The sequence below is a fragment of the Brotaphodocola sp. genome, from assembly GCF_050873065.1.
Taxonomy (GTDB): Bacteria; Bacillota; Clostridia; order Lachnospirales; family Lachnospiraceae; genus Brotaphodocola.
Map to the genome: position 1 here is coordinate 1 of NZ_JBNMIC010000011.1, position 14,398 is coordinate 14,398.

At 50.2% G+C, this 14,398-nt stretch carries 10 protein-coding genes; 9 read left to right on the forward strand and 1 reads right to left on the reverse strand.

What is annotated here, in order from left to right; genetic code table 11:
- Nucleotides 1–356 precede the first annotated feature (356 nt).
- The 9 genes from ACR0QE_RS04665 to ACR0QE_RS04705 all read left to right on the forward strand — a co-directional run bounded on the left by ACR0QE_RS04665 (nt 357) and on the right by ACR0QE_RS04705 (nt 12,134).
- Nucleotides 357–2,693: an SH3 domain-containing protein gene (locus tag ACR0QE_RS04665; protein ID WP_432627204.1), complete on the forward strand. Its 2,337-nt coding sequence runs from the start codon at nt 357–359 to the stop codon at nt 2,691–2,693.
- A gap of 67 nt (nt 2,694–2,760) precedes the next feature.
- Nucleotides 2,761–4,389 carry a cadherin-like beta sandwich domain-containing protein gene (locus ACR0QE_RS04670; protein WP_432627205.1) on the forward strand — a complete coding sequence of 543 codons (1,629 nt, stop codon included), beginning with the start codon at nt 2,761–2,763 and terminating at the stop codon, nt 4,387–4,389.
- Between the two features lie 239 nt (nt 4,390–4,628).
- Nucleotides 4,629–5,012 (forward strand): GntR family transcriptional regulator, encoded by a 384-nt coding sequence (locus tag ACR0QE_RS04675; RefSeq protein WP_432627206.1) that lies wholly within the window; start codon nt 4,629–4,631, stop codon nt 5,010–5,012.
- A gap of 124 nt (nt 5,013–5,136) precedes the next feature.
- Nucleotides 5,137–5,901: a UvrB/UvrC motif-containing protein gene (locus ACR0QE_RS04680; protein WP_432627207.1), complete on the forward strand. Its 765-nt coding sequence runs from the start codon at nt 5,137–5,139 to the stop codon at nt 5,899–5,901.
- Nucleotides 5,895–6,929 (forward strand): ATP--guanido phosphotransferase, encoded by a 1,035-nt coding sequence (locus ACR0QE_RS04685; RefSeq protein ID WP_432627208.1) that lies wholly within the window; start codon nt 5,895–5,897, stop codon nt 6,927–6,929. Before ACR0QE_RS04680 ends, ACR0QE_RS04685 begins: the two co-directional genes overlap by 7 nt.
- A gap of 97 nt (nt 6,930–7,026) precedes the next feature.
- On the forward strand, nt 7,027–9,504 hold the full coding sequence (locus ACR0QE_RS04690) for an ATP-dependent Clp protease ATP-binding subunit (RefSeq protein ID WP_432627209.1): 2,478 nt from the start codon (nt 7,027–7,029) through the stop codon (nt 9,502–9,504).
- A gap of 178 nt (nt 9,505–9,682) precedes the next feature.
- The gene (locus ACR0QE_RS04695) at nt 9,683–10,096 is read left to right on the forward strand and encodes an endosialidase (RefSeq protein WP_432627210.1); all 414 of its coding nucleotides are present in this window, start codon (nt 9,683–9,685) and stop codon (nt 10,094–10,096) included.
- A 137-nt stretch (nt 10,097–10,233) separates the two neighbouring features.
- Nucleotides 10,234–11,619 (forward strand): DNA repair protein RadA, encoded by a 1,386-nt coding sequence (radA, locus tag ACR0QE_RS04700; protein ID WP_432627211.1) that lies wholly within the window; start codon nt 10,234–10,236, stop codon nt 11,617–11,619.
- A 350-nt stretch (nt 11,620–11,969) separates the two neighbouring features.
- Entirely contained in the window at nt 11,970–12,134 is a 165-nt protein-coding gene (locus ACR0QE_RS04705; protein ID WP_432627212.1) for a hypothetical protein, read from the forward strand.
- A 416-nt stretch (nt 12,135–12,550) separates the two neighbouring features.
- Here the strand turns inward: ACR0QE_RS04705 and ACR0QE_RS04710 are convergent, their stop codons facing one another.
- Nucleotides 12,551–14,029 carry a nicotinate phosphoribosyltransferase gene (locus tag ACR0QE_RS04710; RefSeq protein WP_432627213.1) on the reverse strand — a complete coding sequence of 493 codons (1,479 nt, stop codon included), beginning with the start codon at nt 14,027–14,029 and terminating at the stop codon, nt 12,551–12,553.
- Nucleotides 14,030–14,398: the final 369 nt, after the last annotated feature.

The window sequence follows — 14,398 nt, forward strand, 5'->3', positions numbered from 1 at the left end:
TCTATAAGGGGTCACCTCCGTATGCATTAAACTTTGGTCGGTAAAATGTTTTGGGAGGCTTCTTATAGATGTATTTTATTACAATAAAAAGAATGTTGGAAGTATGTTTTTCAACACACCCCAACATTCAGTATAGAACCAATTCTTTTAACGTTTTCTTACAATTTCTGGCATTTCTGTGAAGTTTGGGGGGATTCGGTTGACGATCCCATTTTTTGTCATTATAATAAACAAATGCAGAAAATGGAGAAGCTATGCCATTTAGCTCTTAGAAACTGCGCAGTTTTCTGGTTTGGTGATAGGGAAAGTCGGGAGCGCAGGGCGAGTGGCAGAGCACGATCATATGAGGAGATAAAATGAAAAAACGGAGATGGAAGAGGGGCGCAGCCGTGATTCTCGGTCTGACCCTTGGCATATATGCGCCGGTGACGGCGCTGCAGGGCCGGTATTCGGTTTATGCGTACACTGAGCGCGCAGCGTCCGTGAATGCGACGACGCTGAATGTGCGCAGCGATGCGGGAACTGCTTACAGTTCTATTGGAAAGCTCGCGAGAGGTGCGTCGGTTACGGTGACGGGAGAGAAGACAGGATCGGACGGAAAATTGTGGTACCAGATCCGGTTTGCGGGAAGTGGCGGATCGACAGTGACCGGATATGTGCTCGGATCCTACTTAAGACTCTCAACGTCAGCTTCAACGTCGTCATCAACCTCAACACCGGGATCGACGTCGACGTCTTACCGGACAAATCGGAGCTTTGAGTCACAGCTGAGTGAATTTCCGGAGTCTTACAAGGCGGCGCTCAGACAGCTTCACGCGCAGTATCCGAACTGGAATTTTGAGGCACAGAAGACGGGACTTGACTGGAATACCGTGATTGAGAACGAGAGTCTTCTCGGACGAAATCTGGTACATACGGACAGCATTTCTTCTTTTAAATCGACGGCGGACGGTGCTTACAACTGGGATACAAGCACGTGGAACGGATTTGATGGAAGCAGCTGGGTTGCAGCTTCGGATGATGTCATTCGATATTATATGGACCCGAGAAATTTCCTCGATGGAACTTATATTTTCCAGTTTCTGGCGCAGGAGTATGACGCCTCTGCCCAGACGAGAGAGGGACTTCAGAGCATGCTGAACGGAACGTTCATGCAGGGGGCGATTGTCTCAAGCGGAAGTGCTTCCGGCTCGACCGGGGTTGATACAAGCTCCGGAAATGCCTCTGGCGGAAGTTCAGATTCCGGAAATTCCGGCGGTACTTCCTACGGTCCGGGAGTATCTGGCGGCAGTTCTTCTGCTCCTGGCGGACAGAGCGCCGTGATCACGGCACCGGATAAGCGCAGACAGAACCCGTCGAGTTCCTCAGAAAGTACAAGCTCGGCGCCGGCCGGTTCTTCTTCGACACCGGCTTCCGGCACCGGCACAAGCGGGGGACCGGCAGGATCCGGCACTTCCGGAACGACTTCCACGGGCGGCTCAAACAGTCAGGCACCGACGAGCGGGGCGAACGGAAATGTCCGTTTTCAGGGACCGTCTGCCTCGATCAGCCGTCATGAGACAGACCGTGTGGCAGCACCGGATGTACTGACAGCAGGACCGGGCACTTCGGCAGGGGCAGCGACGTTCACTGCGCCGGGAAGCGCAGGACCGGGAAGTTCAACTTCCGGAACGGGAACTTCCACCGGAACGACAACAGGAAGCACCACAGCCAGCACAACGTATGCGGATCTGATCATGAATGTGGCGGCGTCTACGGGACTGAATCCGTACATCATTGCCTCCACAATTCTTCAGGAGCAGGGAAGTGACGGACGCGGAAAGTCCATTTCCGGAACGTATTCCGGATATGCGGGGTATTACAATTACTTCAATATCGGAGCGTATGCTTCAGACGGAATGGATGCCGTTAGACGCGGACTCTGGTATGCCTCCCAGTCCGGCGCTTACGGAAGACCGTGGAATACACCGGAAAAGGCAATTGCCGGCGGAGCAGAGTACTATGCGACGAACTATGTAAAAGCAGGACAGGATACGCTTTACCTGAAGAAGTTCAACGTTCAGGGAAGCAACATTTACAAGCATCAGTACATGACGAACGTGGAGGCAGCTGCCTCCGAGGGCGCGCTTTTCGGAAAAGGATATGGAAACACGCTCAAAAATATGGCGCTGACATTCAAGATTCCGGTTTACAACAATATGCCGGCATCTCCGTGTGCAAAACCGACCGGAACCGGAAGCCCGAACAACAAGCTGAGAAGTCTCGGTGTGGATGGATTCTCGCTGACACCGACATTCAACCGCGACACAATGTCGTATGATCTGATTGTTGACCAGTCTGTGACGAGTATCAAGGTGAATGCGGCAACGATTGACTCGAATGCATCTGCGGCAGGAGCCGGAAATGTTACCCTGTCCGGCACATCGACCGACATCAAGGTGATTGTGACGGCACAGAACGGCACACAGAGAACGTACACGATCCATGTCGTGAGACAGTCGAACGGACCGACATACGGAGGAAATACAAACGGCGGACAGAACACAAGCCAGACGCCGAGCCAGACTCCGGGTGGAAGCAGTACGGGAAATGGAACAAGCAGCAGTCCGGTTGTGAGCATCACGCCGGGTGGAAGCAATTCTGGAAGTTCTACGCAGGTAACACCGGTAATCGGTGTTGCACCGGGACAATAAAAGTGGTATGCTTTTAGGCGGAGCGTTTCGACGCTTCGCCCGATAAAAGAAAGACAGGAGATCCTATATGAGCAGGAAAGTAAAGCACACAGTGCTTCGGATTCTGGCAGTGATGATGTTGGCTGTCGCAATTCCGTTTCAGAGTTTTGCGGCGAATGCAAAGATTGCATTTACCGATCCGTCCACAGAAGTGGGCAGCGAATTTACGGTTACCATGAAATTCACCTCCACAAGTGGAGATGTTCTCGGAGATACGAGAGTATACCTGACCTATGACAGTTCCATGATGGAATATGTTCAGGGTTCCTCCGCACAGGCAAGCGGCGGAGACGGAACGCTCGTCGTCAGCAGCACGATGGACGGCTCGACAGAGGTTACAACCCCGTTAAAGTTTAAGGCGCTCAAAGAGGGTGTTGCGACGATCAAGGTTGTGACCGACAATTCCGAGGCATATGACAGTGATGGACAGATGCTGACGATGGATAAGATCGGAACTTCAAAGGTTACGATCGAGGCAGCAAAGTCCACAGCAGCACAGTCGGATGATGCTTCTCTGAAATCTCTCCAGATTTCTCCTGGAACCTTAGACCCGGCATTCAGCCCGGATGTAGAGAATTACACCGCTTCCGTTGGACTTGACATTGACAAGCTCACTGTCAGCGCACAGCCGGCAAATGACAATGCATCTGTGAGCGTAGAGGGTGGAGACGAGCTGAAAGATGGTGAGAATACCGTCGTATGTAAGGTAACGGCAGAGGATGGAACGACCGTTCGCAGCTATACGATCACCGTAACCCGTGAGGAGGGCGGTCAGAGTGAGCCGAACACCACGACAGTTCCGGCAGATCAGCTTGATATTCTCGCAGAGCTTGAGTCTTCCAGAAATGCAATCAAGATCGGCATCACGGATCTTCCGGAAGGTATGACGGCTCCGGCAGGACTCAAGGAGAGCAACATCACAATCGGAGATACAAAGGTTAAGGGATGGATTCCGCAGACAGACGGAAGTCCGGAGTACTGTGTATTCTATGCACTGAACAGTGACACGAATGAGCAGGGCTTCTACCGCTACGATCTGACAGAGAAGACGATTCAGCGTTACTTTGAGGGTAATGACAGCTCGGCAATCGAGAAAGATCCGCGTTATCAGGGTATTGTGGAGAAGTTAAATGAGATGAAGCGCAACTTCAACTTTGCGAGATACTTTGCAGTTGGAACGGGAGCAGCCTGTGTGGTTCTTCTGATCATGCTCTTCAGTGCATATGCAACGATTTCCAGATACCGTTCCTCCAAGAAGAGCGGAAAGAAGAAACAGAATCCGGGCAGTTCAAACGGCGGCCGCAGTCAGGGCGGACAGGCACAAAAGCGTGCAGACCGGGCACCGGAGAGAAGAGAGAATAAGACGATCAACTACGTGATTGACGATCGCAGAGATTATGAGGAGACTCTCCCGGATCCGATTGATCAGGACGATCAGGACCCGGATGACAACAACGATTATCTTCCAGAGGAGGATCTGAGCGTGAAGAGCCAGCCGGTTGAGGACGTGGAGCGTTCTTTGAAGGCACAGCTTGCGCGCGAGGCGGCAGCAGCGACGAGAGAATCTTCCAGAAAGTCTGAGTCAGCAGAGAACGCTCGCAGAGATGAAGACGAAGATGATTTCGAAGTGTTCGATCTTGACGAAGACAAGAAGTAATTAATTCAACCATAACATCCATAATTTGATGCAGAGAAAATGCCATCCGGCAGAAGCAGAACGCTTTCCGGATGGCATTTTCGATTCGTAACCAGGTATGCACATTGTCATACACTTTCTTGACAAGCACGAAAAAATGAGATATGATTGTTACATAGATTATATAACAGGAGCAAAACAGAATCGACGTGACTTAAGGAGGTTATATGATCGGAAAAACGAAAGACGGTGGATGAGATATGATGCTGAAGATTGATTTTGAGAGCGAGGAAGCGATCTATATTCAGCTGAGAAATCAGATTATTATGGGAATTGCGACGGATGCGATCCGGGAGGGGGATTCTCTTCCCTCTGTGCGGCAGCTGGCAGACAACATCGGAATTAACATGCATACAGTAAATAAGGCATATACGGTGTTGAAACAGGAAGGGTTTATCAAGCTCGATCGTCGGCGCGGTGCCGTGATTTCTCTCGATGTGGATAAGATTGAGGCAGTCACAAATCTCAGAAGAGAACTCTCCCTGATTTTGGCTCGCGGAATCTGTAAAAATGTGAGCAGGGATGAGGTACATGCACTTGTGGATGAGATTTATGACACCTGTACGAAGAAAAATGAGTTATAAGCTGTGAGCTGTGAACTGCGGGCGATGAGCTGCAGAGAAGAGACGACAAAGAGGAAACGGTGAAACATGAGCGGTAACCGGAATCACGAAAAACGCTTCGGAAAATATGGAGGATAGATCATCTATGTTGTGTGAACGCTGTAAAGTGCGGGAAGCCAATATTCAGTATACAGAGATTGTGGGCGGAGTGAAGACGGAACATCATTTCTGCGCACAGTGTGCCAAGGAACTGGATTTTGGACCTTATTCCGCAATTTTTGACAGCGAGTTTCCGCTTGGAAAGTTGCTGTCGGGACTTTTGGGAGTCGGTCAGTCGCAGGAAGAGGAGATGGCAGCCCATGTGGTCTGTCCGACCTGCAAGACGAGTTATGGGGAGTTTGTGAAGAACAGTCAGTTCGGATGTCCGGACTGTTACGGTGTGTTTGATCTGCTGATCGGGGAAAAGATCCGTCAGCTTCAGGGAAATGATGCGCATAAGGGCAAGCGCCCGAAGAAGATTCAGGCAAACGCCCGCGGAGCCTTTCCGTTTGGAGAGATTCCGGGGATGCAAAGACAGGAACCGAAATCGAAGCCGGAGACGGATGAGGGCATGCCGATGCCGGACGGAAGCCGGATCCGGGAGGATGCCGGTGAGCGGGATGTTTATGCGGGAAGCCAGATGCAGGGAATCTCTCCGGGGAGAGTTCCGGATGCACAGAAGCAGAAGGATCTTCGGACGGCAGAGGAAGAAGCGAACATGAGACAGGACGCGCAGAATGTGAGAATTCAGGCAAAGATCAGCCAGTTAGAGCGACGTCTGAAAGAGGCATTGAAGGAAGAAGACTATGAGAGCGCGGCCTGGTGCCGTGACCAGATCAGAAAACTGAAAGAGGAAATCGGGAAATGTTAAAATGGTATGAAGAGATGGACGAGGCGCATCCGGGGATTGTAAGCAGCCGCGTGCGTCTGGCCCGCAACTGGAATCAGTATGTGTTTCCGTCAAAACTCTCCCAGAAAGAGGGCTCGGAGATGATCCGGCGCTTAGAGAGTGGTCTTCGGGATCTTGGAAGTCTGGACGGAAAGACGTACCACTATGAGAATCTCGGGGAGATCGGCGAGATCGACCGGAAGGCGATGCGTGAGCACAGACTTTTCAACTCTGCGATTGCGGCAAAGAGAACGCCGACCGGAATTCTTCTCTCGGAGGAGGAAGATACGGGGATTCTGCTCAACGGCACGGATCACATTCGCATTCAGGTGCTTTCCGGAGGATTTCATCTTGAGGAACTCTGGAAGCATGCGGACGCGATTGACGATTATATCGGTGAGCGGTTTGACTATGCATTTGATGAGAAATACGGATATCTGACGGCATACCCGACGAATGTCGGGACCGGAATGCGCGCATCGGTGATTCTTCACCTTCCGACACTCTGCCGCGGAAAACGCTTTAGCGGGCTTGTCGCGGAGATGGGAAGATTCGGCGTCGCCGTAAAGGGTGTCTACGGTGAGGGCGAGGAGAATGATGGAGCGCTCTATGAGGTTTACAACCAGAAGACGCTGGGACTCTCTGAACGGGATATTCTGAACATGGTGCGCCGGGTTGCACTTCAGCTTGAGAGCCAGGAGATTCAGGTGCGTCACATGGCGATTGAGAAACACCGGTTAGAGTGGGAGGATGAGGCCTACCGTGCCTACGGAGTTCTGAAATATGCGAGACGTCTCTCGATAAAGGATGCGAGAAATCTGTTATCTGAACTGATGACGGGGATGAGGGATGGAACGCTGAAAATGCAGGAACCGTGTCCGGTTTATCGCTTGATGCTCGGCATTCAGCCGGCAACCATTCAACAGCTTGTGAGAAGACCGCTTGAGAAAGAAGAGATGGAGGTCGCGAGAGCGGCATACCTGCGTTCTCAGCTTCCAGAGCTTGTCTGAGAAACTTAAGAAGGGATCCTCTTCCTTTCTGGTGTTCAGGCCTTGCAGGCATTGACTGGAATTGATTTTTTGCTAGAATCAGGAGGAAATTTTTTATATGACAGATAAACTGACAGAACAGGCGAGAAACGCGATTGGACTCGCCATCGGTGCGGCGGAGGAGCTTGGCCACAACTATGTGGGAACCGAGCATCTTCTGATCGGCCTTCTTGAGGAGGGCACGGGCGTTGCTGCCCGTGTGCTCGAAGCCTGCGGAGTACAGGCAGATAAGGTGACAGAGCTGGTGAGTCAGCTGATTTCCCCGACCCAGAATGTGGGAATGCTTGAGAGAGGAACTTATACGCCGAGTGCGTCCCGTGTCCTTGAAAATAGCTACCGTGAGGCGGTTCGTTTCAAGGCACCGTTAATCGGAACAGAGCACATCCTGATTGCGCTGATCAGGGATGGGGACTGCGTGGCATCCAAACTTTTGAACACGATGGGCGTCAACCTCCAGAAACTTTACATGGAACTCAGGGCGGCGATGGGATCGGATGCCCCTGCCGATAAGGAGGAGTTCTCTGCAAAATCTGGAAAGAGCAAGGATTCGACGCCGACGCTCAACAGTTACAGCAGGGATCTGACGGAACTTGCGAGAGAGGGAAGACTCGATCCGGTCATCGGAAGAGAACATGAGATTCAAAGAGTGGTCCAGATTTTGAGCCGGAGAACGAAGAACAACCCGTGTCTGATCGGAGAGCCGGGCGTCGGAAAAACGGCAGTTGTCGAGGGCTTAGCGCAGATGATTGCCTCGGGAGAGGTTCCGGAGGTCATTGCCGGAAAGCGTGTGATGACGCTTGATCTTTCGGGAATGGTTGCAGGATCGAAATACCGCGGTGAATTTGAGGAGCGTATCAAAAAAGTGATTTCCGAAGTCCGGGAGGATGGAGAGGTTCTGCTTTTCATCGATGAGATTCACACGATCATTGGAGCCGGCGGAGCAGAGGGTGCAATCGATGCGTCCAATATTTTGAAACCGTCGCTTGCGCGCGGGGAGATCCAGCTCATCGGTGCGACGACCGTTGAGGAATATCGGAAATATATTGAGAAGGATGCGGCACTTGAGCGTCGTTTTCAGCCGGTGATGGTTGAGGAGCCGGGAGAGGAGCAGTCGATTCAGATCCTGAAAGGCCTGCGCCCGAAATATGAGGAGCATCACCATGTGACGATCACGGATGAGGCACTTGTGGCAGCGGTACGCCTGTCAGCGCGCTATATCAATGACCGTTTTCTTCCGGACAAGGCGATTGATCTGATTGATGAGGCGTCCTCGAAGGTGCGTCTGACGACGTATGTGGAGCCGGCGGAGATCAAGGAGATCGAGAAAGAGATCGAGACACTCGAACAGCAGAAGGAAAATGCAATCAAGTCCGAGGCTTATGAGAAGGCCGGAGACATCAAGAAGCGTCAGGAAAAGAAGCGCGAGAAGATTGAGAAGATCCGCGCAAAGTGGCAGAAGGAGAAGGCATCGAGAAAACTTGTCGTCTCGGAGGGTGAGATTGCCGATGTCGTTTCCGGCTGGACAAAGATTCCTGTCAGAAAGCTCGAGGAGGAAGAGTCTGAGCGTCTCAAAAAACTCGAGGGCATTCTCCACGAGCGCGTTGTTGGTCAGGAGGAGGCAGTGAGTGCAGTCTCCCGTGCGATCCGCCGGGGACGTGTCGGACTCAAGGATCCGAAGCGTCCGATCGGTTCTTTCCTCTTCCTCGGACCGACCGGTGTCGGAAAGACGGAACTTTGCAAGGCACTTGCGGAGGCAATGTTTGGCACAGAGAATGCGCTGATCCGTGTTGATATGTCGGAGTACATGGAGAAACACAGCGTCTCCAAGATGATCGGTTCGCCGCCAGGATATGTCGGATATGAGGAGGGCGGTCAGCTCAGCGAGAAAGTCCGCCGGAATCCATATTCCGTAATTCTTTTTGATGAGATTGAGAAAGCACATCCGGATGTCTTCAATATCCTGCTTCAGGTGCTTGACGACGGCCATATCACGGATGCACAGGGCAGAAAGATTGATTTTAAAAACACGATCCTCATCATGACTTCCAATGCGGGTGCAGAGAATATCATCTCTCCGAAGCATCTGGGATTTGCGGCAAATGACGATGCGTCAGAGCGGTACAAGTTCATGAAGGGGCGTGTGATGGACGAGGTGAAGCGCCTGTTCAAACCGGAGTTCTTAAACCGAATCGATGAGATTCTCGTCTTCCATCCGCTGACCCGCGATGATATGGGAAAGATCGTCGAGATCATGCTCGGAAGCATTGCAAAGCGCACGAAACGCCAGATGAATCTGACGCTTGAGATCAGCGCGGAGGCGAAAGCCTTCCTTGTGGAGAAAGGCTATGATGAAAAGTACGGAGCCCGTCCGCTGCGCCGTGCAATCCAGAATTATCTTGAGGATGGACTTGCGGAGGCAGTCCTTGACGGAAAGGTGAAGGCCGGAGATCAGGTCTTTGTCGGACGCGAGGGAGAACGCCTGAGTTTCAGTACGGCTGGCGAGAAGACAGAAAAGGAAGTTGTATGTAAAAAATAAGAAAAGACATACTGGTCAATTTTACGAGGGTAGTGTATAATATTTATAGCGGTTTTCACAGAAAGTGAACGGGATGCGTTCGAAAAACTTTCGAGAGGAGACGGCTGTTCGGACAGACAGGGTCATTTTAGATTCTGTGTGCAAAAGATATTCAACAAAATACCAGGAGGGCAAACAGATGCCAGGAATTGAATCATTAATCCGTTCTGAAGCAGACGGAACCATCAGCTTTGGAGATTACAGCTTAAATACAAAGTCCAAACTGCAGGATTTTGAGCATGCAGGAGATTTATATAAGATTAAGACCTTCTATGAGATTACAAAACTGGAGCGCAACGGTTCTTTCGTTTATGAGTCTGTTCCGGGAACGGCTGTTCAGCATTTTGCAGAGGGCAGCGATGAGGTTACCTTTACTGTGGGCGGATATCGTGATTCTCAGATTACCGTTCAGATGGAGGCAGATACCGAGTATGAGGTATTTGTAGAGGGCACTTCTATCGGTCATATCAAGACCAATATGAGTGGAAAGCTGGCATTCAGCGTTTCTCTGAATGATGGCGCAGTGAGCCAGGTAAAGATTGTAAGACAGTAAGGTCTTAATTAACGGTTTGTCGGAAATCGGTCTTCGTTGGTGTAGCCGGTTTCGTCTGCTTAGCAAAAAAGGAAATCAATGAGCCTTGCGGACAACTTTTTAGAGGTTCGCTGGGTGACAGGGAAAGAAAACCAGTTATGGCAAAATCAAAAAGTACTGCATTCTTCTGCAAGGAATGCGGGTATGAATCAAGCAAGTGGCTCGGCCAGTGTCCGGCTTGTAAGGAGTGGAACACGATGGTTGAGGCACCGCTTGTAAAGAAAGAGTCGTCCGGACGGGCGGCTCTTTCCGGTATTTCCGGAGTTTCCGGGAATTTAAGAATGACGCGGCCGGTAAAGCTTGAGGAAGTCTCGCTCAACGATCAGGACCGGATTTCAACGGGCTATAAAGAGCTTGACCGCGTGCTTGGAAGTGGAATTGTTGCAGGTTCGCTTGTGCTTGTCGGAGGTGATCCGGGAATCGGAAAATCGACTCTGCTTTTGCAGGTCTGCCGGAATCTTGCGAGGGATGGCCATCGCGTGCTCTACATTTCGGGAGAGGAATCGCTCAAGCAGATCAAGATGAGGGCATCGCGAATCGGAGAGATCAGTGGAGAACTTTATTTTCTGTGCGAGACGAATCTTGACACGATCGGGGAGTGTATCCGCGAGAACAAGCCGGAGATCGTGATCATTGATTCGATCCAGACAATGTTCTGTGAGAGTGGGAATTCTGCCCCGGGAAGCATGAGCCAGGTGCGGGAATCGACGAATGTGCTGATGCAGATTGCAAAGGGACTGGGGATTGCGATTTTCATTGTGGGACATGTGACAAAAGAGGGCGTGGTCGCAGGACCGCGTATGCTCGAGCACATGGTCGATACAGTGCTCTACTTTGAGGGCGAGCGGAATGCGTCCTATCGAATTCTCAGGGGAGTCAAAAACCGTTTTGGTTCCACAAATGAGATCGGTGTGTTTGAGATGGCAGAACATGGACTTGTGGAAGTCCCGAATCCGTCAGAATATCTGCTCAGTGGACGTCCTGAGGAGGCGTCGGGGGCGGTTGTTGCCTGCTCGATCGAGGGAACGCGTCCGATTCTTCTTGAGGTGCAGGCGCTTGTGACACAGACGAATTTCGGAATGCCGAGGCGGACGGCAGCGGGCACGGATTACAACCGCGTGAACCTGTTGATGGCGGTGCTCGAAAAACGGTGCCGTTATGAAATGTCGCGCTATGATGCGTATATCAATATTGCGGGCGGAGTCAAGATGAATGAGCCGGCACTTGATCTCGCGATCGTGCTTGCACTTGTGTCAAGCATGAAAGACCGGGCGGTCAATCCGAAGACGATTATTTTCGGTGAAGTGGGACTTTCCGGGGAGGTGCGCGCAGTTTCAATGGCAGAGCAGAGAGTCAATGAAGCGATCAAGCTCGGGTTTGAGAGTTGCATCCTCCCGAAAGTAAATCTCGACAAGCTCAAAAAGTATTCGGAGATTACGCTTTATGGGGTCAGCAATGTGAGAGAGGCGATTGCGCTGATCTAAAGGGCTGTTTTACGTGGCTTTTATCTGAAACACAGAATTCTGTTATGTTGAATGATGGGAAAACGTAGAAAGAAATGTGTACGGCTCCGATGACGAAGTAAAGTCCTGCAAACACGCTCTCGCTCCGGATTTCCACGTAGCGGTGCGTAAGACCGTAAAAAACACGGTCTAAGCACCGACGTGTAAAACGGGTTTGCAGTGACTTTCTCGTCTCGTCGCCGTTATCGCAGACATATAGTAAAAACAGTAAAATACAAAGTGTTTATCGTTGCTAAAAAAATAAGTTTTTACCGATTAGCAGTGAAAAAGTAGATATGCTATTTAACATGTAAAATTAAGAGGAAGAGAATATGGAGAACAGAGAAATCATTCATCGTGGACGCTATAATATGGATGTATGTTCCGATCAGGCAGATATTTATGGAAATCGCGAAAAAGTTCGTGAACATATGCGTCAGATTCGTGAGGAGAGAAAAAATTCTCTTGGAATGGAATACAAGACAATAGAAAACTAAACCAGAGTATAGGAAAAATTGAATAATGGGATATAAAAACAGGTGTTACTGAATTCGTTTTATGAGACTAAATTTGTAATGAATATCGGTGATGCCTATTTTTGATTTGGAAAAGCAGATTATGTAATAATTTGGGCTTAGAATTTATACCTAATGCGATTACCATTTCTACGACATCAGACGTGGCACTTTGCAATTTTGGTGGAGATTTTGTATCATGGCGACGGGGCGAGAAAGTCACTGCAAACCCGTTGGAAACGCCGGTGCTTAGGTCGCGTATTTTGCGACCTTATGCACCGTTGCGTTGGAAGCCGGAGCGCAAGCGTGTTTGCAGGACTTTACTCGCCATCGGAGCCATATCTCAAAATAACTGTATCTATTGCTCTTATATTGATAGTCGCTAGGCTTAGAGAGATTTACTTCTGCTTGCTTCCATCCATATTGTGATGATAGCTGTCGAGCAGTTCATTCTTCACTTTCCACAGCTTGTCAGAGAGATCGACATGAACGCGGTGCGGGTACTCGAGACGCAGGGACTCTTCCCACAGCGTATTCATTTCCTGCTTGCAGTATTTCTGGATATCCATAACCTTCGGGGAATCGTATACGCAGACACCGTCTTTGAATACCGGAATCATCAGTTCACGCATCGTGTAAGTTCCCGGCTGGAGCAGGGTCTTCTTCCATGTGGAGATCGGATCAAAGAGCAGAAGCGGTTCATTCGTATCGAAGGTCTCATCCACAAAACAGATCAGATCAGCAATAATTTTTCCGGTCTTCTTGTCATAGATTCTTTGGATCGTCTTATTGCCCGGGTTCGTGATCTTCTCGGCATTCTCGGAGAGCTTGATCTTCGGGATAAACTCACCGGAATTCTTGTCAAGGACAGCAGCTAACTTATAGACACCGCCGAAAGATGGGCAGTCCTTGGATGTGATCAGGTTTGTGCCGACACCCCAGGAGTTGATTGCGGCACCCTGCATTTTCAGGGAGGAGATCAGCGTCTCATCGAGGTCGTTGGAAGCAGAGATCACAGCATCCGGGAAACCAGCCTCATCGAGCATCTTCTTTGCCTTCTTGGAGAGATAAGCGAGGTCTCCGCTGTCGAGGCGGATTCCATAGAATGTCAGCGGAATGCCGGCTTCGCGCATCTCCTTGAATACCTTGATTGCATTCGGAACTCCGGAATTTAAGGTGTCGTAAGTGTCGACGAGCAGAATGCATGCATCCGGATAGAGCTTTGCATAAGTGCGGAAAGCCGTCAGCTCATCCGGGAAGCTCATGATCCAGCTGTGAGCATGTGTGCCCTTGACCGGAACATCAAACATTTTTCCACAGAGGACATTGGAAGTTCCGATACAGCCTGCGATCATAGCTGCGCGGGCGCCATAGATGCCGGCATCCGGTCCCTGGGCACGGCGCAGACCAAACTCCATCACGCCGTCTCCCTGGGCGGCATAGACAACGCGGGCAGCCTTTGTTGCGATCAGAGACTGATGGTTGACAATATTTAAGAGCGCAGTCTCAACGAGCTGTGCCTCCATGATCGGTGCGATAACCTTGACGAGAGGCTCACGAGGGAAAATGACTGTGCCCTCCGGAACTGCGTAGATGTCACCGGAAAAATGGAAACCGCGCAGATATTCCAGAAAATCCTCCTCAAACAGTCCGACAGAGCGCAGATAGTCGATGTCGCTCTCATCAAAATGAAGGTTCTTTATATAGTCAATTACCTGTTCAAGTCCGGCACAGATCGAATAACCGCTGTTTACCGGGTTATTGCGGTAGAATGCGTCGAAGATAACAGTCTCGTTGGCATCTTTTTCTTTAAAATAGCCCTGCATCATTGTCAGCTCATAAAGATCTGTCAGCAGGGTCAGGTTGCGTTCACTCATAAGAAATCTCCTTGTCTGGTATTATGGTATTAAATGAGAATAGCAAATGTAAAACCCTTGTAAAATCCAGTAAAACATTGGGTTTTAGTATATCATTGTTTTTGGGAAAATACAATCTCATTGACAAAAAAATAACGATAACAAACAAAAGGCCTCAGACCTTGACATTTTTTCCACGAATCCATATAATAAAGAATGAGATGCATAGAGAAAGACTTTGACGGAGACAGTAGGACTGTCGGGACCATTTCAGCGAACCAGGAGAAGGTGGGAGCCTGGTATCAGTACCGCAGGCGCCGAAGATCACTCCTGAGTTGCAGGCTGAACAGATGATGATAGAGCGATAGTAAGCTGTGCCGGTATTCCCCC